At 71.3% G+C, this 26,859-nt stretch carries 21 protein-coding genes; 8 read left to right on the forward strand and 13 right to left on the reverse strand.

What is annotated here, in order from left to right; translation table 11 throughout:
* Nucleotides 1–280: 280 nt before the first annotated feature.
* The 10 genes from AB0B48_RS16520 to AB0B48_RS16565 all read right to left on the reverse strand — a co-directional run bounded on the left by AB0B48_RS16520 (nt 281) and on the right by AB0B48_RS16565 (nt 8,618).
* On the reverse strand, nt 281–694 hold the full coding sequence (locus AB0B48_RS16520) for an Rv3654c family TadE-like protein (protein WP_357201857.1): 414 nt from the start codon (nt 692–694) through the stop codon (nt 281–283).
* Entirely contained in the window at nt 694–1,011 is a 318-nt protein-coding gene (locus AB0B48_RS16525) for a TadE family type IV pilus minor pilin (RefSeq protein ID WP_355005187.1), read from the reverse strand. The genes AB0B48_RS16520 and AB0B48_RS16525 overlap by 1 nt, the downstream gene beginning before the upstream one ends.
* Nucleotides 1,012–1,136: 125 nt before the next feature.
* Nucleotides 1,137–1,304, reverse strand: a complete 168-nt coding sequence (locus AB0B48_RS16530) for a DUF4244 domain-containing protein (RefSeq protein ID WP_081883916.1) — start codon at nt 1,302–1,304, stop codon at nt 1,137–1,139.
* A 22-nt stretch (nt 1,305–1,326) separates the two neighbouring features.
* Nucleotides 1,327–1,947, reverse strand: coding sequence for a type II secretion system F family protein (locus AB0B48_RS16535; protein ID WP_357201860.1), 621 nt, complete (start codon nt 1,945–1,947; stop codon nt 1,327–1,329).
* On the reverse strand, nt 1,944–3,227 hold the full coding sequence (locus tag AB0B48_RS16540; protein WP_357201863.1) for a hypothetical protein: 1,284 nt from the start codon (nt 3,225–3,227) through the stop codon (nt 1,944–1,946). The genes AB0B48_RS16535 and AB0B48_RS16540 overlap by 4 nt, the downstream gene beginning before the upstream one ends.
* A complete protein-coding gene (locus AB0B48_RS16545) occupies nt 3,224–4,435 on the reverse strand; it encodes a TadA family conjugal transfer-associated ATPase (protein WP_357201865.1) in 1,212 nt (403 codons plus the stop codon). Before AB0B48_RS16545 ends, AB0B48_RS16540 begins: the two co-directional genes overlap by 4 nt.
* Entirely contained in the window at nt 4,432–5,535 is a 1,104-nt protein-coding gene (gene ssd, locus AB0B48_RS16550) for a septum site-determining protein Ssd (RefSeq protein WP_357201868.1), read from the reverse strand. The genes AB0B48_RS16545 and ssd overlap by 4 nt, the downstream gene beginning before the upstream one ends.
* Nucleotides 5,536–5,753: 218 nt before the next feature.
* Nucleotides 5,754–6,764, reverse strand: a complete 1,011-nt coding sequence (locus AB0B48_RS16555) for a CU044_5270 family protein (protein ID WP_357201871.1) — start codon at nt 6,762–6,764, stop codon at nt 5,754–5,756.
* Complete coding sequence (locus tag AB0B48_RS16560; RefSeq protein WP_357201874.1) at nt 6,764–7,318, reverse strand: sigma-70 family RNA polymerase sigma factor; 555 nt, start codon at nt 7,316–7,318, stop codon at nt 6,764–6,766. Before AB0B48_RS16560 ends, AB0B48_RS16555 begins: the two co-directional genes overlap by 1 nt.
* 109 nt (nt 7,319–7,427) lie before the next feature.
* Nucleotides 7,428–8,618 (reverse strand): serine hydrolase domain-containing protein, encoded by a 1,191-nt coding sequence (locus AB0B48_RS16565; protein WP_357201877.1) that lies wholly within the window; start codon nt 8,616–8,618, stop codon nt 7,428–7,430.
* Nucleotides 8,619–9,087: 469 nt separating this feature from the next.
* Here AB0B48_RS16565 and AB0B48_RS16570 point away from each other — a divergent pair, with 469 nt between their 5' ends.
* On the forward strand, nt 9,088–9,891 hold the full coding sequence (locus tag AB0B48_RS16570; RefSeq protein WP_357201880.1) for an HAD-IB family hydrolase: 804 nt from the start codon (nt 9,088–9,090) through the stop codon (nt 9,889–9,891).
* A gap of 18 nt (nt 9,892–9,909) precedes the next feature.
* On the opposite strand, the gene AB0B48_RS16575 is transcribed toward AB0B48_RS16570, so the two are convergent.
* On the reverse strand, nt 9,910–10,656 hold the full coding sequence (locus AB0B48_RS16575; RefSeq protein ID WP_357201882.1) for an oxidoreductase: 747 nt from the start codon (nt 10,654–10,656) through the stop codon (nt 9,910–9,912).
* A 359-nt stretch (nt 10,657–11,015) separates the two neighbouring features.
* On the opposite strand from AB0B48_RS16575, the gene acs reads away from it, so the two are divergent.
* The 6 genes from acs to AB0B48_RS16605 all read left to right on the forward strand — a co-directional run bounded on the left by acs (nt 11,016) and on the right by AB0B48_RS16605 (nt 22,415).
* The gene (acs, locus tag AB0B48_RS16580) at nt 11,016–12,980 is read left to right on the forward strand and encodes an acetate--CoA ligase (RefSeq protein ID WP_357201885.1); all 1,965 of its coding nucleotides are present in this window, start codon (nt 11,016–11,018) and stop codon (nt 12,978–12,980) included.
* A 267-nt stretch (nt 12,981–13,247) separates the two neighbouring features.
* Nucleotides 13,248–16,043, forward strand: coding sequence for an immune inhibitor A domain-containing protein (locus AB0B48_RS16585; protein ID WP_357201888.1), 2,796 nt, complete (start codon nt 13,248–13,250; stop codon nt 16,041–16,043).
* Nucleotides 16,044–16,376: 333 nt separating this feature from the next.
* Nucleotides 16,377–18,818, forward strand: coding sequence for an immune inhibitor A domain-containing protein (locus AB0B48_RS16590; protein WP_357201904.1), 2,442 nt, complete (start codon nt 16,377–16,379; stop codon nt 18,816–18,818).
* 262 nt (nt 18,819–19,080) lie between these two features.
* Nucleotides 19,081–19,872, forward strand: a complete 792-nt coding sequence (locus tag AB0B48_RS16595; protein ID WP_357201891.1) for a hypothetical protein — start codon at nt 19,081–19,083, stop codon at nt 19,870–19,872.
* A gap of 147 nt (nt 19,873–20,019) precedes the next feature.
* Entirely contained in the window at nt 20,020–21,339 is a 1,320-nt protein-coding gene (locus AB0B48_RS16600) for a phosphatase PAP2 family protein (RefSeq protein WP_357201894.1), read from the forward strand.
* Between the two features lie 143 nt (nt 21,340–21,482).
* Nucleotides 21,483–22,415 (forward strand): alpha/beta hydrolase, encoded by a 933-nt coding sequence (locus AB0B48_RS16605; RefSeq protein ID WP_112638703.1) that lies wholly within the window; start codon nt 21,483–21,485, stop codon nt 22,413–22,415.
* Nucleotides 22,416–22,419: 4 nt separating this feature from the next.
* Here AB0B48_RS16605 and AB0B48_RS16610 read toward each other — a convergent pair whose 3' ends face one another.
* Together AB0B48_RS16610 and AB0B48_RS16615 are read right to left on the reverse strand one after the other, a co-directional pair.
* The gene (locus AB0B48_RS16610) at nt 22,420–22,785 is read right to left on the reverse strand and encodes a hypothetical protein (RefSeq protein ID WP_355004867.1); all 366 of its coding nucleotides are present in this window, start codon (nt 22,783–22,785) and stop codon (nt 22,420–22,422) included.
* Nucleotides 22,782–25,649, reverse strand: a complete 2,868-nt coding sequence (locus AB0B48_RS16615) for an SseB family protein (RefSeq protein WP_357201897.1) — start codon at nt 25,647–25,649, stop codon at nt 22,782–22,784. The genes AB0B48_RS16610 and AB0B48_RS16615 overlap by 4 nt, the downstream gene beginning before the upstream one ends.
* Before the next feature lie 152 nt (nt 25,650–25,801).
* On the opposite strand from AB0B48_RS16615, the gene mycP reads away from it, so the two are divergent.
* A partial coding sequence (gene mycP, locus AB0B48_RS16620) for a type VII secretion-associated serine protease mycosin (protein ID WP_357201900.1) occupies nt 25,802–26,859 on the forward strand: 1,058 nt, incomplete at its 3' end.

The following is a 26,859-nucleotide window of genomic DNA, read 5'->3' on the forward strand; positions in this document are numbered from 1 at the left end:
CCCCAGCCCTGCGCCGGCGCCGCCCCTGACCCCCCCCCCGCCCCGGCCGGCGGGCCGCGGCACCTGACCCCCTGCCCCCGGATGTGGTCCGCTCCCCCTTTGGAGCTGATGTCGTAAACGCATCACGCCCGGCGTCGTAAACGATTCAGCTCCGTAGCGCTCACCAGTCCCGAGTGCCTTGGCAATCCGGCAAGCCACAGGCCAGCCCTCCTCGCGCTACGTCTGGCACTGCGGCGATGGTGAGCAGAGACGCCGCCGGTCAGGCGGGCAACCACCCGGCTCAACCACGTACCGGGCCGGCGCGGGCGCTCGCCGCAGCCACCCGGGTCAGGCCGGGTAGTGGCGTGAACGCCACCTCGACCGTCACCAGCACGTCCATCCCGTCGAGGCGACAGCCGACCAGCCGGCCGTCGTTGCGACCGGCGAGGTCGGATGCGGACGCGCACGCCGCGGCGTCGCCGTCGAGCACCCGCGCCGCCCCGGCCAGCGCGCCGAGGTCGGCAGCTACCGCCGCCCGCTGGCTCGCCATTCCGGCGGCGACGATGGCGGCGCCGAACGTCCCGAACACCACGAAGACGAGCCCCATCGCCAGCAGCAGGACCGTAGCGCCACCTCGCTGCCGGTCCGGCTGGCCGTCAACGTGCTCCCCGGAAGCCGGTGGGTGACCGGCGCGGGGTGACTGATCCCTTCGCACTACCAACTCCCCTCGTGAGCGCCCGGTTCGACGGCGGCGACTGCGGTGGCGACCACGGTGATCCGCGGTAGCCGGCCGCCCAACGTCCGGACGGGTGCCCGTACCGTCGCCCGCACCCGGTCGCCGTCGACGGACACTGAAACCGCCGCGCCCGGCGGCGCCGCGCTGTCACCCTCCGCGCCGCCGTCCGCGCCCCGGGCTGCGGCGAGCGCAGCCTCCCGGGCCGCGTGCAGGCAACCCGCCTGTGCGCTGACGGCGTTGACAGCGGTCAGGCCGGCCAGCAGGAGCAGGAGCAGCGCCGGCAGGCCGGCCGCCAGTTCGGCGGTGAAGGACCCCCGGTCCCCGCCAACGGTCCGCGAAAGGACGCGAAGTCTCCGCCCGCCGCGTGCCGCCGGCCCGGGAACGCTCGAACTTGGATCGCGGCCGGCCTGCCGGCGCTCGATCACTTCAGTGCCCGGTCGATGACGGCGGTCAGTGCCGACTGGACGTTGCCGGAGGTCAGCACCTTCAACAGGATCCCGGCGAAGGCGACCGCGGCGAGGGTGCCCACGGCGTACTCGGCCGTGTTCATTCCGGCATCGCCGCGCAGGCGGGCGATGAGTTTGCGCATGACTGTTTCCCTTCTCGATGGGTCAGAGCACGTCGCCGAGAACGGCGACGATCACCGGCACGAGTCCGGCGAGAATGAAGGCCGGCAGGAAGCAGAGCCCCAGCGGCAGGACGATGAGCACACCCGCCCGGCGGGCGGATGCCTCGGCAGCGGTGGCCCGGTCGGCGCGCAGGTCGTCGGCGAGCCGGGTCAGTGCGCCGGCCAGGGCGGCACCACTGTTTGCCGACCGCAACGCCGCTGCGGTCAGGCGCTCCGCGCCGGGCACTCCGTCCAGCGCGGACCATGCCTCTGCTGGGCCACCACCGAGCAGCAGCGTGCGGCCGACCCGGGCCAGCCGGCCGGCGAGCGGCCCGTCCAGTGCCTCGGCGACGGCCAGTACCGAGCGATCCACCGGGGCGCCCGCCCGCATCGCCGCGGCCAGCAGATCGGCGGCGAGCGGTAGGTCGACGGCCTCCTGCTGCCGCCGACGACGCACAGCGGGCGACTCGATCCGCCGCAACAGGATGTCGAGCAGGAACGCGGCAGGGATAGCGCCGAGCAACCCGAGCCAGCCCTCGACGACGATGGCCACGGCCAGCCCAGCCAGCACCGCCACGAGCCGGATCACGTCCGGTCGCCGCCTGGCTGGGCCTTGGGCGGTCATCCAGCCCGCCCCGGTGCCGCGCCCAGCCGTTCCGCCCAGAGGAGGCCCACCACCTGAAGGGCGACCGCGACAACCGCGCTGGCGCCGCCGACCGAGCTGTGCAGGAGCACCGCCATGGGGTCGACGCCGATGCCGTACCCCAGCCCGATCCCGCCAACCGGCAGGGCTGCCAGTAGCCAGGCCGTGGCCCGGGCACCGGCCGCCTGGGCCGCCGCTGCGGCCAGACCCCGGTCGGTCGCCCGTGCGTCCGCCTCGATCCGCTCCAAGAGCTCCGCCAGCGGCGCACCGGTCCGGTCGGCCAAGCGCACCGCCGCCGAGGTCAGCTGACGTAGGCGGCTCCCCTCGTCACTCCCGACGGCCGTGACGTCGAGGACGTGCGGGACGGGCAGGCCGGCCCGCAGGTCCGCCGCGAGGCCGCAGAGCTGGTCCAGCCCACGTCGTCTGTCCCGCTCGGCGCTGCGGTTCACTCGCCACCGCAGTACGGCGCGCACGGCCAGCGTGCCGTACCCGGCCATCGCGACCGCAGCCACCGGACCACCGACCACGGCACCCACCCCGCCGCCGAGCAGACCGACCACCGGCAGGACGCGGGTCGTCGATCGCGAGATGCGCACCGACGGAGGCGTACCCGGCCTTCTCCCGGTCGCGCCGACACGCCCGTGGGCGCGGCAGCCGACCGTCGCGCACCCGTCGGACGGGCCACCTCGACAGCCGGTGTCCAGATCGCCGTGCCCGTCTGCGGTTGCCGGGCCGGAGACGTCGTTCCGACCGGCCGTGTCCACGCCGCTGACACCGATCGTGATCGTGGCCGCCGACGCGCCCGGCTGCCGTTCGGCGTCGAGCATCGTGGGGGCCACCTCCGGGCGGGTGGTGCCGGTCGGGCGTCGGGGATCCCGCCGGGCCGGTGGGCGCGTCGGCCCCTCCGGACGTGTGAACCCGTCCGCCGCTCCTGGCCAACTCGGGCTGCGGGTGACGTCCCGGTCGGGCCAGCCGAGTGCCGTCCGCCTGTCGTTGGCACCCACGGTGGCACCCGACTCGCCCGCGATGCCGACCGGACGACCCTTGGTCGGGGCAGCTCCGGTGCCGTCGACCGGCCCGTCCGGCGTGCGACCGAGTTCCCTGATCCACTGCACCAGGGCGTCATCCGGATCAATACGACCGGCCATCCGCTCCGGTGCCAGCACGCGACGGCGACGGGACCGGATGCTCCGCACGGGCCACGCCACGAGGGCAGCGGCGACAAGGAGCAGGGCCGCAACCAGCATCGTCTCGGCGGTCATGCCGGACCCGCCGATCCGGGCCATGGTTCGCTGAGGATGGGTGGCACCGCCACCCCACGCTCCCGCAGCAGCGCCCCGAGGGCACGGGCGGCGAGCCCGAGCCCGCTGCCGCGCACCCAGGCGGGCACCACCGTCACCATGCGTTCGGGTCCCTCGGGGACCAGCAGGCAGACCGATTCCAGGACTCGACCCCGGTCGCTGCGTCGTACCTGGAACAGCACCTGCAACGCGGCGGCCACCTGGGCGTGCAGCGCGGCGCGAGGCAGCCCACCCAACATGCCGAGGGCCTCCAACCGGGCTGGCACGTCCGACGGTGTGTTGGCGTGCAGGGTGCCCGCACCCCCGTCATGGCCGGTGTTGAGCGCGGCCAGCAGGTCGACCACCTCACCGCCCCGGCACTCCCCGACCACCAGCCGGTCCGGGCGCATCCGCAACGCCTGCCGGACCAGGTCCGCCAGGCTGACCACGCCCGTCCCCTCCACATTGGCGGTACGTGCCTGGAGCCCCACCACGTGCGGATGCCCCGGACGCAGCTCGGCGGCGTCCTCCACCAGCACGATCCGTTCGGTGGCCGGCACCATCCCCAGCAGGGTGTTGAGCAGGGTCGTCTTGCCCGACCCGGTGCCCCCGGTCACCAGGTACGCCAGTCGGGCCGCCACAACGGCGGCGAGCAGTGGTGCCAGCGGTCGCGGCACGGTTCCCTGGCGCACCATCTCGTCGAGGGTGAACGGCCGGTGCCGGAAGGTCCGCAGCGAGAGGTAGGGACCTTCGGTCGCCACCGGCGGCAGCACGGCGTGCAGTCGGGTGCCGTCGGGAAGCCGCGCGTCCGCGTACGGGGAGCCGTCGTCGAGCCGCCGTCCCGCACTGGCGATCAGCCGCTGCGCCAATCGACGGACGTCCTCCACCGAGCCCACCGGGACGGCGACCTGGTGCAGCCCCGACCCGCGGTCGACCCAGACCCGGACGCCGTTGACGAGGACGTCGGTGACCTCCGGGTCGGCGAGCAGCGGCGCCAACGGCCCGGCGCCGACCAGGTCGTCGCGCACCCGGTCGGCGATCCGCAGCATGACGGTGTCGCCGAGCACTGCGGCGGCGGGTTCGGCCCGTACCGCGGAGACGATGGCCGCTGCGGTGACCGGGGTGGCGGCGGCGGCGATCCGCTGCCGTACCCGGGCGGCGAGCGTGCCGTCCTCCGGCCCGGCGGTCACGCCGCACCCGCACCCGGCGCGCCGGTGAGGTCGGTGACGATCCGTTGGCAGAGCACGGCGAGTGGGCCCTTGCCCCCGGCGGCCGGCGCCTCGCCCCGTTCCAGCCGACGGCAGAGCTCCGGCTCGGGGCGCAGCGTGCCGGCCAGGGGGAGGCCCAGCGCTCGTGCCACCTCGGACGCCCGCAACCGCCCGGGTGCGGGCCCGCGCACCACCACCGAGAGTGCAGCGCAGTGCGGGGCGGCCGCGGCCACCACCCGAGTGGCCGCCGCAGTGGCACGCAACTCGGCCGGCACGACGATGAACGCCTGGTCGGCGGCTTGCAGCGCCACCACAGCCGCATCGTCCAACTGTCGGGGCAGGTCGATCACCACGAAGTCGCGCCCACGCCGGGCCGCGTCGACTGTCGCCGCCATCGCCGTCACCGGCAGCGGCAGCATCTCGCCGCGGTCCCAGGAGAGCACCACGAGGTCACCCCGGCTGGGCAGGGCCTGCACCAGCGCCGGGGCGTCCACCCGACCGTCTGCGCTGGTGAGCGACGGCCAGCGCAGGCCTTCCAACTGCTCCCAGCCCAGCACGAGGTCGAGGCCACCACCGAGCGGGTCGGCGTCGACCAGGAGGGTGCGCAACCGGGCCCGGGCGGCGGTCACCGCCAGACCACCGGCGAACACACTCGCCCCCGCACCGCCCCGACCACCGAGGACCGCGACGACACGGGCGCCGACGCCGGCCGGACGATCCGGATGATGTTCGGCGAACCGATCCACCAACCACGGCTCTGCGGCCGGCAGCGTGGCGACGTGCTCGGCCCCGATCAGCTCGGCGGTCTGCCACCCAGGGTCGAGCTGACCAGCCCGGCCGAGCAGCACCAGCCGAGGGCGCTGCGGCAACCGGGCGCGCAGGCAGGCCTGCGCCTGGTCGGCGCCGAGCAGGACCAGGGGCGCGGTAAGCCATCGGGTGCGGGCAGCCGCTGGGTCGCGGGCGAGTTCCACCTCCGTGCCGCCGACGGCGGCGAGCCGGAGCACATCGTCGAGCAGGTCGTCGTCGCCGGTGACGACCAGCGGGAGCCGGCGGATCGGCGGAACCGTGGTACGGGGTGGCATCGCGGCCTCCAGCGGTCGGGCTCTGGTATGCCGCCGACAGTGCTCGGAATCCACCCCACGAGCCGTCCCGATGTCGTCGCCTGTGGACAACCTGGTGGCCTGTGGAAAACCGCCGCCGAGACAATTGATCTGCTACGGGCGCGGGCATCGCGGCAGCTACGGCCGCTGCGGGAAAACAGCGGGGCCGCTCCCGAAAGGAGCAGCCCCGCAAGTCGCGGTCAGCCGACCCGGTCGGTCCAGCCGGCATCGAGGATCACCTGGTACGAGCTGATCCGCACTGGCGACAGCGTCAACCGCTCATCGGCGAGCAGTTCGCCCGTCGTCGGATCGAAGACCAGAAGAGATTGCGCGTCGTGTTCGCGGTCGTCGAAGGTGACGGCGACCCCCTTCCGACCGGCACGGTCCGTGACCTGCCCCCGCCAGCGGAAGCCGGGCACGTCGGCGAGGACCCGCAGGACCGCCGCTCGGGTCGCACGCGGTACGACGTACCGGCCGTAGAGCGTGCTGACCCCCTTGCTCGCCGCCCCTGCGCCGTATTCGACCTTCAGCAGCTCCCGCAGCTCGGCTGGGACGGCCGACGGCGGCCTGAGTTCCTGCGGCGGCAGCGGGATCATGGCCGGAGCAGGGGTGCCCTCGACCGCCGGACGCGAATCGAAGGCTCGCTGCCAGTAGTCCCGGGACTCCTGGTCGGGGTACTGCGGCTCCAGCTGTGTGTTGATCTGACTGCCCGTCCCGTCTGCGGCCTGCCAGACCTGGGAGGCCCCGGCGAAGGCGACGTGGTGGCGACCGTCGGCGGAGGTCATCACCGGATCGCCCCACACCTTCGTGTGGTGATACATGTAGCGGCCGCTCTGGTGGTCGTACGCCGCATCTTTGATCTTGTCGGCCAGCATGCGCAGCTGCGGGCCGGCGGCCGGCGGATCCGCGTCGAACTGGTACGCGACCGGCACGAGCACCAACCCCGCCGCGTTTCCAGGCCCACCCGGGGCCTCCGGTGCGCGCTCGCCGAGCGGCTGGAGCACCGCCACGGCACCGGCCGCGACCGCCAGCGTCCCGGCCGTCAGGACCAGCCGGCGGGTCGGGTGTACGCGACGACGCCCGGCGACCGTCTCGGTAGCGCTGGCGCGGTCGATGAGCTCGCGGGCCGAGACCGGCGGTGGCCCGACGGCGGCGTTGCGGGCCGGGTCGGCCGGGCCGAGAAGAGTACGGGTTCGCTCTGCTCCGAACATCACAGATCCTCTCGAATGGTCGCCAACACCGGTCGACGCCCGGTCTGCGCGGGCCGGGCCGACATCGCTTCGGCAAGGCGACGGCGGGCGCGGTGCAGGCGCACTGCGGCGGTCGCCCCGGTGCAACCGAGAACCTTGGCCGCCTCGGACACCGTCAGCTCCTCCCAGCCGACCAGCCGGAGAATCTCCTGGTCGAGGTCGTTGAGGTTGGCCAGCGCGGTCCAGATGTCGGCGACCCCGACGCTCGTGTCGGCACCCGACGATCCGGCCAGTCGCTCAAGGTCGACATCGGTGATCGGGAGAAGGTCAGGTGCGCCGCGTCGCGACCGCCACTGGTTCGCCAGAAGGCGTCGGGCCACCCCGTACAGCCAGGGCAGGCTGCGCTCCGGCACCTCGGCGCGACGACGCCAGGCGACGACGAAGACCTCCTGGGCAAGCTCCGCCGAGGCATCCCGGTCAGCGAGCCGACGCAGGCCGTACCGAACTATGTGCTCGTACTCGGCGGCGTAGAGACTGGTGAACCAGCCCTCGTCCCGCTTCTTCGGTGGACCCACCCGAACCCCCATTGCCTCGGCGACTCTCACAATGGCTTGTGTCGCTGAGGGCCCAGGGATTACCGCGCCGCCTGGGGCGAGTGCCGCCCACCGGTAACGAAGGACGCGGTCAGTCGTCGATCGCCTGGTAAACGGTGGTCCACAAGTCGTGCCACATCGGCAGCCGCTGGTCGCCCGCGTGTGCCCGCTGCATGAACACGATCGCCGTCAGATCCTCGGCGGGGTCGTTGTACCAGGCCGTGCCGTAGAAGCCAGGCCATCCGTAGCTGCCGACCGAGGGCCCGAGGTGTGTGCGGCGGGTCCGGACCGACATTCCAAAACCCCAGCCGATGGCGTCGAAGTAGCCGGGCCAGAACCCGGAGACGGCCTTCTGGGTCGCGGTCAGGTGGTCGCTCGTCATCAGCATCACCGCAGGCCGCGACAGCACCCGCTCGCCGCCGTGGGCACCGCCGGCAAGCAGCGCCGAGGCGAAGGCGAGGTAGTCCCGAGGGGTCGAGACGAGCCCGCCGCCACCGGACTCGAACAGGCGCGGTCGACTGAACCGCCCGTCCGGACCGTCCTCGACCACCGGCTCGCCGGTGGCGGCGTTGTCCTGCTCGTACGCCGTAGCGAACCGGTCGATGCTCTCGCTACCCACGTCGAAGGCGGTGTCGACCATCCCCAGTGGCTTGCAGACCCGCGCACGGATCGCATCCCCGAAGGACATGCCGGTGGCCCGGGCGATGAGCACGCCGGTCACGTTGGCGGCGGTGTCGTACATCCAGCGCTCACCCGGCTGGTGGACGAGCGGAAGGTCACCGAGCTGGCGGATCCACGCGTCCGGCGACTGATATTCGAGTGCGTCCAACGCGTCGGCGACCGGCACCGTGCCCGGCTCGGCAGGGACCATGCCGGTGCCAAGGGTGCCGTCCAGGACGTCCCGCAGCGTTATCGGGCGTTCCGCCGGGACGGTGTCGTCCAGCGGACCGTGGGGATCGGCGAGCACTGTCATGTCCGCCAACTCCGGGAGAAGATCGTCGACCGGGTCGTCGAGGCGGAGGGTGCAGTCCTCGACGAGGGTCATCGCACACGCGGCGACGATCGGCTTCGACATCGAGCCCAGGCGACAGATCGTGTCGGCCGCCATCGGCGTCTGCGACCCGGGACCCTCGAACGCGAGCTGACCCGTCGCCTCGATGTGCACCTCGCCGTGCCGGGCGAGGACGGCCACCATGCCCGGGACGAAGCCGGACTCGACGTGGTGCTCAAGGAACCCCCGCACCCGGGCCAGCCGTTTCGACGAGAAGCCACCAGCAGCCACGCGTTCCTCCTCAGCTCGTCCCGCTGGGAAATTACACGCCAGGCGGCGGTCGCACGGCCCGCGACGACGCGGGGGTGGAGGCCCGACCGAGCAGCAGGCCCCGGCATCCAGGGCACGAGCGAGCCTCATGGTGTCGGGTGGCGCGCTCCCACGGAAAGGGACGACCCCCGTCGGGGGGAGACGGGGGTCGTCGGAGGTTCGGCTCCGGGGGGGTCGAGCCGAACCACTCAGCGGTCACGGGGGGTGCAACCGCTGAGGGTCTGTCTGTTTCGGGGATGTGAAAGCTCGTCGTACGGACAAGTCTGCCTGAGCGGGCCCGTCACGTCGAGTGGTGCTGCCTCCACTCACTGCGAAAATCTCCTCGCAGAGTGTGAGCGTGATCACGCGGAGCGGAGAGCCCGCAGGTCTGAGGGGTGGCATGACCCCGGGCACCCGCCGACGATAGACCATCCGGCTAGACTTTCGCGCCGTGGGCCGAAGTGCCGCTTTCTTCGATCTGGACAAGACCGTCATCGCCAAGTCGAGCGCCCTGGCGTTCGGTCGGCCGTTCTACCGGGATGGGCTGATCACCCGGCGGGACGTGGTCAAGTCGGCGTACGCGCAGCTGATGTTCCGGCTGGGCGGCACCGACGAGCAGACCATGGCCCGAACACGGGACTACCTGGCTGCGCTCTGCAAGGGCTGGCAGGTGGAGCAGGTCCGCCAGATCGTCGCGGAGACGCTGCACGAGCTGATCAACCCCTACGTGTACGCCGAGGCCGCCGCCCTGATCGTGGAGCACCAGGCGGCTGGGCGGGACGTGGTGCTGGTGTCGGCGTCCGGCGAGGAGATGGTCCGGCCGATCGGTGAGCTGCTCGGCGTCACCGACGTGATCGCGACCCGGATGACGGTGGAGGACGGCCGGTACAGCGGCGAGGTCGAGTTCTACGCGGCGGGGCCGAGCAAGGTCGAGGCGGTCACCGAGTTGGCCGCCGCCCGGGACTACGACCTGGCTGATTCGTACGCCTATTCCGACTCGTACAGCGATCGCCCGTTGTTGGAGTGCGTGGGCCACCCGAGTGTGGTCAACCCAGACCGGCAGCTGCGCAAGCTGGCCTCGGAGAACGCGTGGCCGGTGCTGGAGTTCCGGCATCCGATCCCGCTGGGCCGGCGGTGGCGGGAACGGCCCGCTGTCCCGGTGGCCGCGGCGGCTCTGGGGGTCGGGGTGGGTGTGGCCATCGGCATCGCCTGGTACGGCCGCCACCGCCGAACCCGAGCCGCCACCACCGCCTGACACCACCCGTCCAACTGCTCAGGCGGCGGCGAGGATCTCGTCTCCGATGGCGGTGAGCTGGTCGGCGGCGACCTCGACGGCGGCCATGTAGTGCCGTAGCCAGGAGCGCAGCCCGTCGGGGGTGCCGGTGGCGAAGGCACCGGCCGCGCCGACGTACTCGGGCTCGCGCTCGCGGTGCCCGACGTCGACGGCGAGCAGGCCACGCGGGTCGAGGCCACTGGCGAGCAGCACCAGTCGGGCCGCCCCCCGGGCCACCACGCCGGACGGCCCGGCGAACGGGCGCAGGTTCAACAACTCCCCGTGTACGACAGCGGCGAGCACCAACGGGGAGACCTTCGTGCCGCCGGCGACGAGGCCGGCCAGCCCGTCCAGTCGGGTGGCGACCACCGGGTCGGCGACCGGGCGGCCCAGCTCGGCCTCCGTCACCATGTCCCGTGCGGCGAGCACGTGCAGTTTCGCGAGCGCCTGGCGGGGCGCCTTCGGCCACAGCTCGCTCAGGCCCGGCAGCGCTCCGGCGACCCGCAGCGCCCCCTGGAGCACCGGGTCGGTGACGGTGCCGGCCCGGACCGCCTCACGCTCGTGCCCGGCCCCCTCGAGGGCCGCGCTGGCGACAGCGGAGCGCAGACTGACCTCGGCGGCGACCTGTCCGCCGTGCCGGCGCAGCGCCCGGTGCCCGAGCGCCTGGTCGAACCGCGCGCGGGCCTGATCGACGGCGGCGGCGATGTCGGCGAGCGCGAGCAACGGGGCGAGCGGGTCGGTGGTCACCCCGCCACGCTAACGACCCGGCCCGGCGCGGCGGGCCGCACCCGCCTCCAACGCGACAGGGACCACCCTCCCGGCGCGGCACCGCACCAGGCCCGGCGCGGTCGGACAGCCGAACCACCGCAGCAGTTCCGCACGGGTTTCCTTGAAGTCGGGGTGTCCGCCTGGCCTGGACACCCCGATTTCCATGAAACCGCGTTGATCAAGGCATCCCGCGCGGCGGGGACAGGTGGGACGGGCCGCCGGGCGCGCCCCGGGGGCCGCTCGGCGCGAGGCGGTGGGCAGCCGTGGCCGGTCGCAGGCCCCGCGACTACCCTCGTGCCATCGAGACCCAGGTCACCCCGAGGATGAGGAGTCACGGCATGAGCGAGGCATTGGCCAATCTGCTGAACGAGACGCGCCAGTTCCCCCCGCCGGCCGAACTCGCCGCGCACGCCAACGTCACCATCGACGCGTACGCCGAGGCTGAGGCCGACCGGCTGGCCTTCTGGGCGAAGCAGGCCGATCGGCTGGCCTGGTCGAAGAAGTGGGATGAGGTGCTCGACTGGTCGAACCCGCCGTTCGCGAAGTGGTTCGTGGGTGGGCAGCTCAACGTCGCGTACAACTGCCTGGACCGGCACGTCGAGGCGGGCCGGGGCGACAAGGTCGCGATCCACTGGGAGGGCGAGCCGGGCGACACCCGCACCATCACGTACGCGGACCTGCACGAGCTGACCTGCCGGGCGGCGAACGCGCTCACCGACCTGGGGGTGACAGCCGGCGACCGGGTGGCGATCTACCTGCCGATGATCCCGGAGGCGGCGGTGGCGATGTTGGCGTGCGCCCGGATCGGCGCCGCGCACAGTGTGGTCTTCGGTGGCTTCTCCGCCGACTCGTTGAGCAACCGGATCCAGGACGCCAGCGCCAAGGTGGTGATCACCGCGGACGGTGGTTACCGGCGGGGCAAGCCGTCGGCATTGAAGCCCACTGTGGACGAGGCGGTCGCGAACTCCCCGTCGGTGGAGCACGTGCTCGTGGTCCGCCGCACCGGCGAGGACGTGGCCTGGACCGAGAAGGACCACTGGTGGCACGAGACGGTGGAGACCGCGTCGGCCGAGCACACCGCGCAGCCGTTCGACGCCGAGCACCCGCTGTTCATCCTCTACACCAGTGGCACCACGGCCCGCCCGAAGGGCATCCTGCACACCACCGGCGGCTACCTCACCCAGGCGTCGTACACCACGCACGCGGTGTTCGACCTGAAGCCGGAGACGGACGTCTACTGGTGCACGGCCGACATCGGCTGGGTCACCGGGCACTCCTACATCGTGTACGGCCCGCTCTCCAACGGCGCCACCCAGGTGATGTACGAGGGGACCCCGGACACGCCGCACAAGGGCCGGTTCTGGGAGATCGTCGACAAGTACGGGGTGAGCATCCTCTACACCGCTCCCACCCTGATCCGGACGATGATGAAGTGGGGCGACGACCTCCCGGCGGGCTTCGACCTGTCGTCGCTGCGCCTGTTGGGCAGCGTCGGCGAGCCGATCAACCCGGAGGCCTGGATGTGGTACCGGCAGCACATCGGCCGGGGCGAACTGCCGGTGGTGGACACCTGGTGGCAGACCGAGACGGGCGCCATCATGATCTCGCCGTTGCCGGGGGTGACCGCGGCCAAGCCGGGCTCGGCGATGACGCCGCTGCCGGGCATCGTGGCCGACGTGGTGGACGACCAGGGCCAGTCGGTGCCGAACGGTGGTGGCGGCTACCTGGTGCTGCGCGAGCCGTGGCCGTCGATGCTGCGCACCATCTGGGGTGACGACGACCGGTTCATCGACACGTACTGGTCGCGTTTCCAGGGCATGTACTTCGCCGGCGACGGTGCGAAGAAGGACGACGACGGGCACATCTGGCTGCTCGGCCGGGTGGACGACGTGATGTTGGTGTCCGGGCACAACATCTCGACGACCGAGGTGGAGTCGGCGTTGGTGTCGCACCCGTCGGTGGCCGAGGCGGCGGTCGTCGGTGCGACCGACCCGACCACCGGTCAGGCGATCGTCGCGTTCGCCATTCCGCGGGGCAGCACGGACATCGCCGGCGAGGCGGGTGAGCAGCTCATCGCCGACCTGCGCAACCACGTGTCGAAGACGCTCGGCCCGATCGCCAAGCCGCGGCAGATCATGCTGGTGCCGGAGCTGCCGAAGACCCGCTCCGGCAAGATCATGCGACGGTTGCTGCGGGACGTGGCGGAGAACCGCTCGCTGGGCGACGTGACGACGTTGCAGGACTCCTCGGTGATGGACCTGATCTCATCGGGGATGAGCGGTACGAAGTCCGACGAGGACTGACGGTAGGCGTACTCAATGGAGGGTGGCGGTCCGTTCGGGCCGCCACCCTCTGCCATGTCTTACGGATGCGGTCCGCGCCGCCCTGCCGGTGTCACATCGGTCGGTCGGGGGAGTCGGGGAAAGCTGAACGGGCACAGGCGTCGGCCACCACTGTCCTTTCGGCCGGTTGTGCTTTAGGTTCACGCAGGTTGGCAGAGTTCGACAGACATCGCTTCGATGGTCGGCAACCCCAACGTCCTCCTCCCCATGCCCGAGAAACGGAGCGGCATGAACCACAAACCGCAGTCCAGGGCGCGGCGACGACTACTCGTCGCACTGCCCGTCATCGCCCTCGCGGCCACGTCACTGACCGTGAGTGGCAGTGCGGCAGCCCAGCCGTCGTCCGGCACCCCCCAGGCGGTGATCGGCGCGGACGAGCACTACATCAACTACGCCGAGCCCGAGGTGCAGCCGGACACCACCGGCCGTGAGGTGAAGGGCAAGGGTGGCATCTACACCCCTGCCGCGGAATCCGCGCGCGCGTTCGACCAGAAGCACGCCCGGGGCAACCCGGTGACCGCACGGCAGCTGGCCAAGGACGAGGCCAAGTCGCTGAAGACGGGTCAGAACCCCCGCAAGTTCAAGAAGGCCCCGACCACCCAGACGGCGAAGCTGCTGACGCTGCTGGTGGAGTTCAACGACAAGGCCAACGACGACTTCACGAACGTCATGGTCCCCAAGACGGTGTTCGAGGACCGCACCTGCGTCCCCGGCACGGTCCAGAACGGCCCGAAGCACAACAAGATCGCGGACCCGGCGCGCCTGCCCCACGAGGACAACAACTCGATGTGGGTGCCGGACTTCTCGCCGCAGCACTACAACAAGATGCTCTACAGCAAGAAGGGCATCACCGAGCGGGTCCGCACGGACCTGAAGGGCCCGGACGGCAAGAAGGGCATCGACCTGTCCGGTCGCACCATGCACAACATGTACCTGGAGATGTCCAAGAACGCGTACACGGTGGACGGGCAGGCCAGCCCGTGGATCACCGTGCCGCACTCGGAGGGCTGGTACGCGGCCAACCGCTGCTTCCAGGACGAGACCGGCGCGTGGGTTCCCGGCCGTGAGCAGTCGATGAACGGCCACCCGGACAACCCGGCCGGCGCGGGCCGCCTGGCGACCGACGCGATCGACGCGCTCGTCGCGAAGGACCCGAACTTCCCGTGGGCCGACTACGACATCGAGGACCAGGCCGACCGCGACGGTGACGGCAACGTCTTCGAGCCGGACGGCGTGATCGACCACCTCGTGCTGGTGCACGCCGGCCAGGGCAAGTCCCGTGGCGGCGGCGACCAGGGCGTGTACGCGGTGTGGGCGCACTCCTCCACGGTCGCCGGTGGCTACACCATCCCGGGCACCAACCTGAAGGCGTCGAACTACATCGTGCAGCCGGAAGACGCCGGCGTCGGTGTCTTCGCCCACGAGTTCGGCCACGACCTGGGTCTGCCGGACCTCTACGACACGTCCGGCAACGCCGACTCCGACGTGGACTTCTGGGACCTGATGGCCTCGGGCTCGCACTCCGGTGAGATCTTCCAGGCGCTGCCCACGCACATGGGCATCTGGGACAAGTGGGTGCTCGGTTGGGCCGACCCGCTGACCATCCGCCCCGGGTCGAACCCGCGCGAGGTCAAGCTCGGCCAGACGTCGCGCACCCCGATCGACTCCGAGGACGGCATCAAGGTCGACCTGCCGGACAAGGTGACGACGCTGGCAACCCCGCACAGCGGCACGAAGATGTGGCACAGCAACAACGACCAGGAGTGGGCCGACGTCAAGCTGAGCCGCTCGGTCGACGTTCCGGCAGCCGCCGACTCGAAGTTCTGGATGTGGAACAACTACATCATCGAGGAGGACTGGGACTACGGCTTCGTCGAGCTCTCCACCGACGGCGGTACGACCTGGACCGAGCAGAAGGTGTACGACGAGGGCGGCACGGTGGTCACCACGCCGGACGGCTACCCGGACCCGAACGGCCGGATGAACGACTTCGGCGGCAAGAAGTACGGCCTCACCGGCAGCACCGACGGCTGGCGGCACGACTACGTCGACCTGTCGGCGTACGCCGGGACGACGGTTCAGGTGCGGCTGCGTCTGGCCACCGACGAGGCGTTCGAGGAGCGCAACTGGTTCGTCGACGACTTCTCGGTCACCGGCGGCGGCGCCACCACCTGGAGTGACGACGTCGAGGGCGGCGCCAACGGCTGGACGGCCACCGGCGGCACCTTCGTCGACACCACCGGCGCGGGCTGGAAGGTCTCCAGCGGCACCGAGGTGCACGCCCAGTACTACCTGGCGGAGTGGCGTAACTTCGACGGCTTCGACAAGGGCCTGCAGTACGCCTACGACACCATCTACTCGCACGAGGCGTGGAAGGTCGACCGGATCTCCTACAACGCTCCGGGCATGCTGGTGTGGTACCGGGACACCGCGCTCGGCGACGTCAACCACGTCACCGGGCAGATGACCGCGCTGCCCAGCTACGGCGCGAAGGGCGGCCTGCTCATCGTCGACTCGCACTTCGACCCGCTGCGCCGTACCGGTGAGGCGGCGGTGAAGGACCCGTCGGTGACCGACAACCTGCCCAGCCGCCCGCAGTCGTCGAACGCGGCGTTCACGCTGAACCGGACGTACCCGTTCACCGAGTGCCTGGAGGCGGCCAACGAGCCGTACAGCGCGTACTGCACGAAGTTCAAGGGGCTGCCGCCGGTGAAGGCGTTCACCGACGCCAAGGGCTGGTACCCGGGCATCGAGATGCGCGACGGTGCTGCCTACGCCCGCGACAACGACGCGTCGGTGGTCCTGCCGTCGCGTAACAACGCGCCGTACACCACCCGGGTCACCAACCCGGACGGCAGCCCTGCGCCGGAGTTCTACGGCGTGACCCTGGGCGGTGGCGCGATCGTGCTGGGTACCGGAAACCCGGGCGACGCCGGCGTGAACTACGGCGTCTCGCTGACGATCAAGAAGGCCGCCGGGGACAACTCGTCGGCCCAGATCTACGTGACCCCGGCAAAGAAGTAACTGTTTCACTGCGCGACAACTGACTGTGGGGCCGGTGGCGGAGACGCCGCCGGCCCCGCTGTCTTGCGTGCGGTCTGATTGATCGATAAATGTCGTTGTATACGGTCGCGGTCGCACCCGCGCTGCTCACCGTGGCTGATGAACCGGCGGGGTGTGACGGTGAAAAGCATTCCCAACAAAATCTTGCAACAAATCGACGCGTTCGTCTTCCCACCTGTCCCGCCAGTAACTATGTTCACCAATGGTCCCACTAGTGGGATCGATCTCCCACCGGCCCGTACCCCCGTTGGGCCGGTTCCCTCACACCGGAGGTACCACGTGCGCAAAGTCGCAGTGGGTCTGCTCGGGCTCTCACTGACGGCGACAGGCCTGGCGTTCGGCCCGTCCGCCTCGGCCGCCCCGCAGCCCAAACTGCCGGCAGCGGCACCGGCCGCTGCCGAACCACAAGCGCTGAAGGATGAACTCCCCGACAAGCTCGAGGACAAGCGCCGCGAGCTGCGTGAGCAGGGTCTCGCCGACGTGCTGAGCGGGCGCAGCAAGCCGATCGAGCGCAACGGCAGCACTGTCGTCAAGGTCGGCCAGGTCGGCAAGACGGCGACCAACGGCAACGCGCGCTCCGCCGCTGGCGCTCAGGCGACGAAGGACCAGTACGTCGAGCTCAAGCGTGAGCGGACCGACAAGATCTTCGTGATCCTGGCCGAGTTCGGTGACGAGCGGCACCCGTCCTACCCGGACAAGGACATGAACCCGGACATCGCCGGACCGGCGACGTTCCAGGGGCCGCTGCACAACAAGATCCCCGAGCCCAACCGGGCCGTGGACAACTCCACCATCTGGCAGCCGGACTTCAGCCCGGACCACTTCCGCCAGCTCTACTTCGGCACCAACCCGGGCGACGAGTCGCTCAAGCAGTACTACGAGGCGCAGTCCTCGGGTCGCTACACCGTCGACGGTGAGGTGACCGACTGGGTCAAGGTCCGGTACAACGAGGCCCGATACGGTCGCTCCGACGACCCGATCCCGGACGACCTGGACGTCCCGGCCAACGACCCGGCCGTCTGCAACGACAACGTCTGCGCGAACACCTGGAACCTGATCGCCGACGCCGCCAACCAGTGGGTCGCCGACCAGAAGGCCAAGGGCCGTACGGACGCGCAGATCGCCACCGAGATGAAGTCCTTCGACCAGTGGGACCGCTTCGACTACGACGGTGACGGCGACTTCAACGAGTCGGACGGCTACATCGACCACTTCCAGATCGTCCACTCCGGCGGCGACCAGGCCGACGGTGACCCGCAGCAGGGTGAGGACGCGATCTGGAGCCACCGTTGGTCGGCGTTCAACAGCTCGCCCGTGGGCCCGCCGAACTTCCCGATCGGCGGCACCCAGATCGGCAACACCGGCGTCTGGATCCGCGACTACACGATCCAGCCGGAAAACGGCGGCCGCAGCGTCTTCTACCACGAGTACGGCCACGACCTGGGCCTGCCGGACGACTACGGCCCCGCGGACAACAACAACGAGCACTGGACCCTGATGGCCCAGAGCCGGCTCGGCGCGAAGAACGACGTCGGCATCGGCGACCGGGGCGGCGACCTCGGCGCGTGGAACAAGCTCCAGCTCGGCTGGCTCGACTACGAGGTCATCGTGGCGGGTCAGAAGCGCACGCTGGAACTCGGCCCGCAGGAGTACAACTCGGACAAGGCGCAGGCCGCGGTGGTCGTGCTCCCGCAGCGGGAGTACACCTTCAACTACGGGGCACCGTTCGAGGGCTCGAAGCAGTACTTCTCCGGTAACGAGGACGACCTCGACAGCAAGATGACGAGGACGTTCGACCTCACCGGGAAGTCCTCGGCGGCGCTGTCGCTCAAGGGCAAGTACAGCATCGAGGCCGGCTACGACTACCTCTACTTCGAGGCGTCGACGGACGGCGGTCAGACCTGGGCCGACCTGGACGGCACTGTCAACGGCAAGCCGATCGGCGTCGACGGTGCGGGTCGCCCGGCCCTGGCCGGCAGCAGCAAGGGCGCCTGGGCGGACATCAACATCCCGCTGACCTCGGTCGCCGGCAAGGTGGCGCAGGTCCGCCTGCACTACGTCACCGACGGTGGGGTCTCCGAGGGCGGCTTCTTCGGCGACGCGATCACCGTGACCGCCGACGGCCAGACCGTGTTCAGCGACGGTGCCGAGACCGACGCCGGTTGGACGCTCTCCAAGTTCGAGGTGGTCGGGGCGACCTACACCCGGCTGTTCGACAACTTCTACATCGCCGGCAACCGGTCGTACGTCTCGTACGACAAGTACCTGAAGACGGGCCCGTACTTCTTCGGCTACGCGAACACCCGCCCGGACTGGGTGGACCACTACGCGTACCAGGAGGGCCTGCTCATCTCGTACTGGAACACCCGGTTCTCCGACAACAACACCGCGCCGTACGACCCGGTGACGAACCCGGGTGGTCACCCGGGTGAGGGCCGCAACCTGTACATCGACGCGCACCCGCGCCCGATCTACAACCTGACCGGAGCCCCGTGGCGCGCCCGCATCCAGGTGTACGACGCACCGTTCAGCCTGAACAAGGCTGACTCGTTCACCCTGCACCTCAACAGCCAGCCGCAGTACATCCGCGGTCAGGCCGCTGAGCCCGTGTTCAACGACACCAAGAAGTACTTCTACGAGGAGCTGCCGAACCACGGCGTCAAGCTCCCCGCGACCGGTGTCAAGATCGAGGTCAAGGAGCAGAACGGCACCTCGATGAAGATCAGGGTCAGCTGACCACTGACTCAGCAACACCCAGCGACGCCCGGGCAGGTCATCTGCCCGGGCGTCGCCCTTTGGCGGCGGTTCTCCTCGGCCGACAGCGCCGGGCCTCGGAGCACATCAATCGATCACAGTCAACGCCAGTACGGGCGGTTGACGGCACATCGACCGACCGTGACGATTGGTATCGCCTGACTGTGGATCCCGGGTCACCTCGACTCGGCGCTGACCGAATCACGCGCCAGCCACGGCAGGCACAACCACGGGGGTGGTTCGCATGTCGAGTGACGTTGAGTTGGATCTGGGTGGGGGCGGCGCACCGACAGTGCGCTTGGCCACCGTCTCCGCCCTCGAACTGAGGTTGCGGCTCGCCGCCGGGCAACAAGAGCTTGTCCAGGCCCAGCACCGCCTGATGGAGCACTACACCCGGCTTGAACAGCGGGAGCAGCAGACGACGTCACCGGCGGAGGAGCGTGACACGGTCCGCGACTGGGCCGAGTTCGTCCGGCTCGCCGACCGCCTGACCGTCGAGAACGACGACTGCCGGTCGCTGCGCGGCGTGCCGCCTCCGGCCGGCGGTGGCGCGCTCTGGGGCTATCCGGAATCGGCGCGGCGCCACCCGACTATCGTCGATCACCGCGTACTCGACACGCCGAACCACCTACGCGGCGTCGACACCACTGAGGTACGGATGGCGGCATCCGTGCCCACGTCGATGGTGATCGGTGGGCACACCGCGTTGATCGCCCCGGATGGCGCCGGTCGGTGGTCGGGCCTGTTCCTTCGCACGGCCGCGCTGGTGGAGCTCATGACGCACCACTTCGACTGCCTGTGGTCACGGTCCGTACCACTGGCCGAACGGCAGACCGGCGAGAGCGACGGCCCCACGGCGGTGCAGTCACAGATTCTCCGACTGGCCGCGAGCGGCGCGAAGGACGAGGCCATCGCGCGCAGCCTCGGGCGCAGCCCTCGCTGGGTACGCCGCCACTTCGAACTGCTCTCCGAGCGGCTCGGTGCGTCCAACAGGCTGACCCTCGGGGTCGCCGCCGCGCAACGCGGCTGGATTTGATCTTGCAACTTGCGGACTGCGGCCACTTCGCCATGTCCCTGCCTCCCGGGGCCCCCGATCATTGACACAAGCCGATGGAGATCCTGTCGGCGACGCGCCTCCGGCGCGGATGTTCAACGGGGAAGGATCCACTTGCGAAGGATCGGAATGCGACGGACTGTCGCCCTCTTCGTAGCCGCACTCACCATCGGCGGCACCATCACCGCAGTACCCCGGCCGGCGCAAGCCGTCCCGGAGGGCTTCGACCATGTCATCTACTGGAACAATGTTCTGCTGAAGACCTACCGCGCGGTCGGGGGCCCGCCGACGGTGTTGTCTCGGGCCGGCGCGATGATGCACCTCGCCATGTACGACGCGCACGTGTCGCTCGGCGGCAGCGGCGCTCCGTACATCGCCCGGATCGCGAAAATACCCAACTACAATTACGACCGCCAGTGGAACATGGACGTGGCGGCGGTGACCGTTCTCGGCTCCATCTGGCCGACGCGGGACTTCTCCAACGACTTCGCCGGCTCCCGCTCCTATCCGCCGATCGGCAACCCTGGACCTGAGGGATGGAGCACGAGCGTCGGCGAGGGCGCGGCACAGAACATGATCAATGCCCGCGCCAACGACGGCTCCACCAACAACGCCGCGTACACACCGAGCTTCACCGCCGGCCAGTGGCGACCGACCGGCTCCGGCGCTGCGGCCAGCCCCAACTGGGGCGCGGTCACGCCGTTCGCCCTCACCTCGGGCTCGCAGTTCCGTCCCCCGCTACCGGGCGGTTTCACCAACGTCGACACGATGCTCCGCAGCAGCGCCTACGCGGAGCAGGTGAACGAGGTCAGGAAGCGCGGCTCCGCTACCGCCAGCACCGAGGACCGCACCGCAGACCAGACCCAGGCGGCGTACTTCTGGGCCAACGACCTGGACGGCACCTACAAGCCGCCGGGCCAACTCTTCCGACACACCCAGATCGTCGCGACCAAGAGCCCTCTCGACACCCCGCGACTGTTCGCCCTGGTGGCGATGGCGATGGCCGACGCCGCCATCGCAGCCTGGGACGCCAAATACAACACCAGCATCGACCTGTGGCGCCCAGACACCGCGATCGCCGAGCCCGAGACGGACAACAACGCCGCAACCACGCCCAACCCCGCCTGGGAGCCCCTGTCGGCCGATCGAAGCGGCAACCACTTCTCCCCGCCCTTCCCGGCGTACGTGTCCGGGCACGCGACCTTCGCCGGCGCGTGGGCCGGCATCATGAAGCGCCATTACGGCACTGACGCGTTCACCTTCGCCGCCACCACCGAGGATCCCCAGGCGGTCAACGTCACGCGCACCTTCACCAGTTTCAGCGCGGCTGCAATCGAGAACGCCCGCAGTCGAGTCTGGCTCGGTGTCCACTACCAGTGGGACGCTGACTCCGGACTGACCGTCGGCGATCAGGTGGCCAACCGGGCCTTCAGCACCTACCTGCGGTAGACCGACAGCGATCCCGGATCGGTGAGCACCTCACCGATCCGGGATCGTCGCGCGTTCGAGCCTCGTACCTGTCGGCACACCTTTGCGGTCGCGACGTGGCCGTGGCGACTGTCACCGCGACCTCGGGTTCTAGGCTGTCTGCCATGACCGACCAGCGCGGCGGGGCCGTCGACGAGTCCTGTGTCCTCACCGAGGGGCCGTGGACGCACCGTTTCGTCGGCGCCAACGGCAGCCGGTTCCACGTGGTCGAGGGCGGCACCGGGCCGATGGTGCTCTTCCTGCACGGCTTCCCGGAGCACTGGTGGGCCTGGCACCAGATGCTGCCGGCGATCGCCGACGCCGGCTTCCGGGCGGTCGCCGTCGATCTGCGCGGCTACGGGGCGAGCGACAAACCACCCCGGGGGTACGACGGCTACACCCTCGCCGCCGACATCGCCGGACTGATCCGCGCGCTCGGTGAACGGTCCGCGACGATCGTCGGCAGCGGCCTCGGTGGCATGGTGGCCTGGACGGTGGCCTCGTTCCACCCGTCCCTGGTCCGCCGGCTCGTCGTGCTGGGGGCACCGCATCCGCTGCGACTGCGCGCCGCCATCTTCGCCGACCCGCGCGGGCAGTTCACCGCGTCCACCCCGGCGTTGAAGTTCCAGCTACCCCGCTACGAGCACGTCCTGACCCGCGACGGCGCCGCGGCCGTCGGCGAGATCATGCGCCGCTGGGGCGGCCCACAGTGGGTAGCCGGGCCGGACTTCGAGGCGTACGCCGAGCGGTGCCGGGAGGCGATGTGCATCCCGCAGGCGGCGTTCTGCGCGCTGGAGGGTTACCGCTGGGCGTTCCGCTCGCTGCTGCGACTGCACGGCTACCGGTTCGTCCGCCTGATGCAGAAGCCGCTGTCCACCCCGACCCTGCAGCTGCACGGCGCCCTGGACACCGCCTCCCTGCCCCGCACCGCGCTGGGTTCCGGCCGGTACGTCGTCGCCCCGTACGAGTGGAGGTTGCTCGACGGGGTGGGGCACTTCCCGCACCTGGAGGCGCCGGAGCTGGTGCTCGGTGAGATCCTGCGATGGGCGAAGACCTGACCGGTCAGACCCGCTGCTCCCGCAGGTCGGTGACCTCGGCGGCCGGCGCCCAACCCTGGTAGACGCCGAAGTCGAAGACCTCCAGCCGCATCGCCTCGGCCACCGGCCAGCGACCACCCGTGTACTCCACCCGCAGCCAGGCGTCGTGCTCGCCGAGCACTATGAACGGCTGCCCCTGCCAGGTGCAGGTGGTCCGCACGTACGCCAGATCCTCGATCTCGCTCGCCGGCAGCACCCGGACGTAGCGGCCCGCGCGGACCTCCTCGAAGCCCTCACCCGGCTCGGGCTGGTAGAGGCGGATGTCGTCGCCGTCCGGGCTGGCCTGGTATTCCCGGCCCCGCCAACGGGCCACGTAGCCGTCGCGCATCACGCCTCCCCGACCCGTCGCCAGGTGACCGAGTCGGTGTCCAGCTCGGCGACCACCCGCTCGCTACCGTCCGCGCCGATGCGCCAGAGTTGGGCGCCGTGCGGCAGCCGTGCGCTGTCCACCTTGAACTCCGCCACCACGTCGCTGCTCTCACCCGGGGCGAAGCCGTTGCCCCGGAACGGCGGGCGTTCGATGACCCAGCCCTCCATGGCCCGCATCGCCGGCTCGTTCTGACCGCCGTACGGGATGCGGTAGAGGCTCGGCCGGTGCGCCGGCCAGCGCAGCACGTAGATCTCCTCGGCGTCCTGGGCGAACGGCGAGCCGGGGTAGCTGAGGCCCAGCGCCTCGTGCAACTGAGCCGGTGTGGTCAGGTGGGACAGCTCGCCGGCCCGGTGCACGAACCCGGACACCCGGTCGTACCCGCGATCCAGGTAGTACGCGAGCTGGCTGGGGGCGATCGCCTTCTGCATGACCGTCGGCCGGGTCGGGTCGACCGCTGCGGGGGCGTACCGGGGACGGGCGGCGGGTTCGGCCACGGCCGGCGCTTCCACCTGGTCCACTTCCAGGTCGTCCCCGAGCCCCACCTCGGCGGCCCAGTTGGCCAACGCGACGATCTGCTCGCCGGGCAACTTGGCACCCACCGGGGTGCCCGGGTTGACGGCGAACGACCAGTCCTCGTCGGGCCAGCGCCGGATCAGTTGGGCGAACTTCACCCGGACCGTGTCGATGTCTCCCTCGACATGGTCGGCGAGGCGCTCCGACGACGTGTAGACCACCACGTACGTCTCGCCGTCGAGCTGCCCGGTACGCCAGACGAAGCCGGGATCCCCGGGGCGGCTTCCCCGCGCCGAGTCCGGTGCCGCCGGCAGCAGCACCCGAGCCAGCAGCAGGGTGGACAGGAACGTGTCGGTGCTGCCCGAGCCGGCGGCATTGAGCAGGTCTTCCTCGACCGTGTTCGCCGGCTCGAACTCGACCGGCGGCGGCTCGTCGGCAGGCGGGTAGGGGCCGTCAGCCGCGGTCATGCTCTCGCCGCCGGCCGGGCTTCCCGACGAGCCCCCGCTGTCGGAGCGATCGTCACTGAGCGGGGCGTCGGCCCTCAGGTTGCCCAGGCCATCGCCGACAGCGCCGGACTCCGCCGGAATCACGGGCTGCGGGACGGACGGGCTCGGAGCGGGCTGGTCGGGGCTGAAGGACGGGGGTGCGAACGGACCGGGGCTGGCGAACGGCGGCGGGGCGGCCTCAGCGGGGCTGGGGGACGCCGTGAACAGGCCCGGATCGGAAGACGCCGGGCCGAACGGTGGTGGCGCGGCGGCCTCGGTGGGGCTGGGCGACGACGGACCGAACAGGCCCGGACCGGGGGGCGTCGAGCCGAACGGCGGCGGGGCGGCCTCGGCAGGGTTGGGCCGCCGGGGCGCGTCGACCGGCGCGATGCTCTCGACCGGGTCGGTGAGGTCGCGGGACTCGATGATGGTGCCCTCGATGACGATGGGCGTGAAGCCTCGGCGCGGCGCAGGCGGGGCGGAGACCGGTTCCGCGACGGACACCGGCAGATCCTCGGCCGGCTCGAACCTGCCCGGCCGGTCCTGGGGAATCGCCTGCGTCTCCTCCGCCGATGGCCGACCGAGCCCACCGGTCGGGCGAGGCTCGCCGGTCACCCGGAACGCGCGGGTGGGCTCCTCGGCCAGCGGGTTGTGCCGGCGCGGCGGTAGCGGCTGGGTGATCTCCTCGCCGGACGGCGGCACGTCCATCCCGCGAGGCGCGCCGAGGCCGCCCTCCGGCCGTCGTACCGGCTGAGTGGCGGCCGGGTCCGCCGCCATCGGAAAGGCCCGCGTCGCTGTCTCGTCGGCCGGCGCATCGGCTGGGCGGCGGCGAGGGAAGGGCTGGCTGCCTCGACCGAACCGGGTCGGCGGGGCCGCCCGGTCACCGGGGCGTCCCCCGCTCGCGGCCGGGTCGCGGGCCGGAGTGGGGTCGAAGAAGGAGCGCCGAGGCGCGGCCTGGGGGCCACCGTTGCCGTTGGCCGGGGCGGGGCCGTCGACGTCGCCCGGCCGGGTCGCTGCCGGCCAGCCCGCACCCGGCCCAGCCTGGTCGGTGGTGGGGCCGGCGGTAGCCAACGGGGTGAACCGGGACGGCCGGCCGGTGCGGGGCAGTGCTCCGACGCCTGGGCCGGGCCGAGGCGGTTCGGTCGGGTGCCGCTGACCGGCGGCGGGCAGGTCCTCCTCGCCAGGTCGGCGCGGCGGCTCAGCAGAGGCGGGTGGCCGGGGCGCCGGACCCGGCACCGGCGGGGCACCCACCCGAGGGCCCGGGCTCCGCGCGGGCCTTCGGGGTGCGAGCGGAGCGCTCTCGGGCGCGGACGGGGCCACCCCCGTCACGGGAGGTGATCCAGCGGCTGCGGCAGTGTCCCGCAGTGGCGCGCCGGGCCGGGTGCGGGCCAGGGTCTCGGCCCGCTCCAGGCGAGCGCGGGCACCCATGGCACGGCCGGGCAGCCGCACGTCACCTCGGGACAACTGCGACACGAACCAGGCCGGCAGGTAACCCTCGACCGGCAGACCCGGATTGACGGCGAGCCACCACTCGTGGTTGGGCCAGCTGGCCGCGAGGTCAGCGAAGGGGATGCGTCGGTTGCTGCCGGCGTGATCGCCGAGGCAGGCTCGCAGTGCGGCGGCGGAGGTGAAGGCCAGGACGTGGGTCCGGCCGCCGGTGGTCCAGGTGCCCCACCCGGCAGGTGGCTGGCCGGGCTGCGTCGGCGCGGAGACCGGCAGCAGCACATCGGTGCGGGACAGGAGCCGGAAGTAGAGCTCCTGGTCGTTCGCGCGCAGAGCGTCGCGCATCGCCACCTCGGCCTCCGTGGCCGGTTCCCATGCGGTCACGGCCACCTCCCCTTCCGAGAACAGGCCACAGGTATCGCGTACAACCTACAAGGTGGTACCAAGATCACAATGGCTGGCCGGCGGCGGCCTGCCAGGGCCCGAGGGAGGCGATAACATCCCGTTTCGGAGCCGACACGATACGGAGGGTGTCGATGTCCCAATCGATCACGCGCCCGGTCCTCGCAGGTCTGGCCGCCAGCCTGTTGACCGTACCGGCCCTTCCGACCGTCGCCGCCACCGCCGGGCTCGGAGCGTCGGCACCGGCCTGCGCGACCCCACTCGCCCCCGTCCGACCGGTCGCCGCCAGGCCCTGGCCACAGCAACGGTACGACCCGGCGCGGCTCGCGCCGCTGGCCACCGGCGACGGGGTGACGGTCGCGGTGGTCGACTCCGGGGTGGACCGGGTGCACCCGCAACTGGCTGGGAGGGTGCTGGCCGGCACCGACCTGCTCGACCCCGGCGGGGACGGCGGTCGGGACTGCGCCGGGCACGGCACCGGTGTGGCGAGCATCATCGCCGCGGCACCCCGCCCCGACGTCGCCTTCCGCGGCCTGGCACCGGGTGCGCGAATCCTGCCGGTGCGGGTGAGCGAACAGCAGGTCGTGCAGGGGCGGGAGTCGGGGCGTACGGTCAGCGCCGACGAGTTCGCCCGGGCCATCCGGTGGGCCGTCGACCATGACGCCGACGTGGTGAACCTGTCCGTCGTGCTGTACGCGGACGACCCGGAGGTCCGGTCGGCGGTGCGGTACGCGGTCGAGCGGGACGTGGTGCTGGTGGCCGCCGCCGGCAACCTGCACGACGGTGGAGACCCCCGACCGTTTCCCGCCGGCTACGACGGGGTGCTCGGCGTGGGCGCGATCGGGGCGGACGGCGGGCGGGCGGCGTTCTCGCAGACCGGCTCGTACGTCGATCTCGTCGCTCCGGGCAGCGAGGTGCTGACCGCCGCACCCGGTGTCGGCCACCATCGGGTCGAAGGGACCAGTTACGCGGCGCCCTTCGTGGCCGCCACCGCCGCGTTGCTGCTGGAGTACCGGCCGGAGCTGACCGCCGCCCAGGTGGCGGAGCGGATCATCGCCACCGCCGACCCAGCTCCGGGCGCGGGCCGGGGCGGCGGGTACGGCGCCGGAGTGTTGAACCCCTACCGGGCGGTCACCGAGACCAGCGGCGGCCGTGCGGCCGGCGCGCCGCCGGTCGCCGCGCGCGCCGGCGA

Origin of the sequence: Micromonospora sp. NPDC049089 (assembly GCF_040648775.1) — a bacterium.
Classification (GTDB): Bacteria; Actinomycetota; Actinomycetes; order Mycobacteriales; family Micromonosporaceae; genus Micromonospora.

Excerpts from the sequence above, each read along its gene's own strand:
- AB0B48_RS16600 (WP_357201894.1), top strand. The coding sequence starts at position 20,020 with ATGCGACGGACTGTCGCCCTCTTCGTAGCCGCACTCACCATCGGCGGC.
- acs (WP_357201885.1), top strand. The coding sequence starts at position 11,016 with ATGAGCGAGGCATTGGCCAATCTGCTGAACGAGACGCGCCAGTTCCCC.
- AB0B48_RS16605 (WP_112638703.1), top strand. The coding sequence starts at position 21,483 with ATGACCGACCAGCGCGGCGGGGCCGTCGACGAGTCCTGTGTCCTCACC.
- AB0B48_RS16595 (WP_357201891.1), top strand. The coding sequence starts at position 19,081 with ATGTCGAGTGACGTTGAGTTGGATCTGGGTGGGGGCGGCGCACCGACA.
- AB0B48_RS16530 (WP_081883916.1), bottom strand. The coding sequence starts at position 1,304 with ATGCGCAAACTCATCGCCCGCCTGCGCGGCGATGCCGGAATGAACACG.
- AB0B48_RS16585 (WP_357201888.1), top strand. The coding sequence starts at position 13,248 with ATGAACCACAAACCGCAGTCCAGGGCGCGGCGACGACTACTCGTCGCA.
- AB0B48_RS16535 (WP_357201860.1), bottom strand. The coding sequence starts at position 1,947 with ATGACCGCCCAAGGCCCAGCCAGGCGGCGACCGGACGTGATCCGGCTC.
- ssd (WP_357201868.1), bottom strand. The coding sequence starts at position 5,535 with ATGCCACCCCGTACCACGGTTCCGCCGATCCGCCGGCTCCCGCTGGTC.
- AB0B48_RS16555 (WP_357201871.1), bottom strand. The coding sequence starts at position 6,764 with ATGTTCGGAGCAGAGCGAACCCGTACTCTTCTCGGCCCGGCCGACCCG.
- AB0B48_RS16540 (WP_357201863.1), bottom strand. The coding sequence starts at position 3,227 with ATGACCGCCGAGACGATGCTGGTTGCGGCCCTGCTCCTTGTCGCCGCT.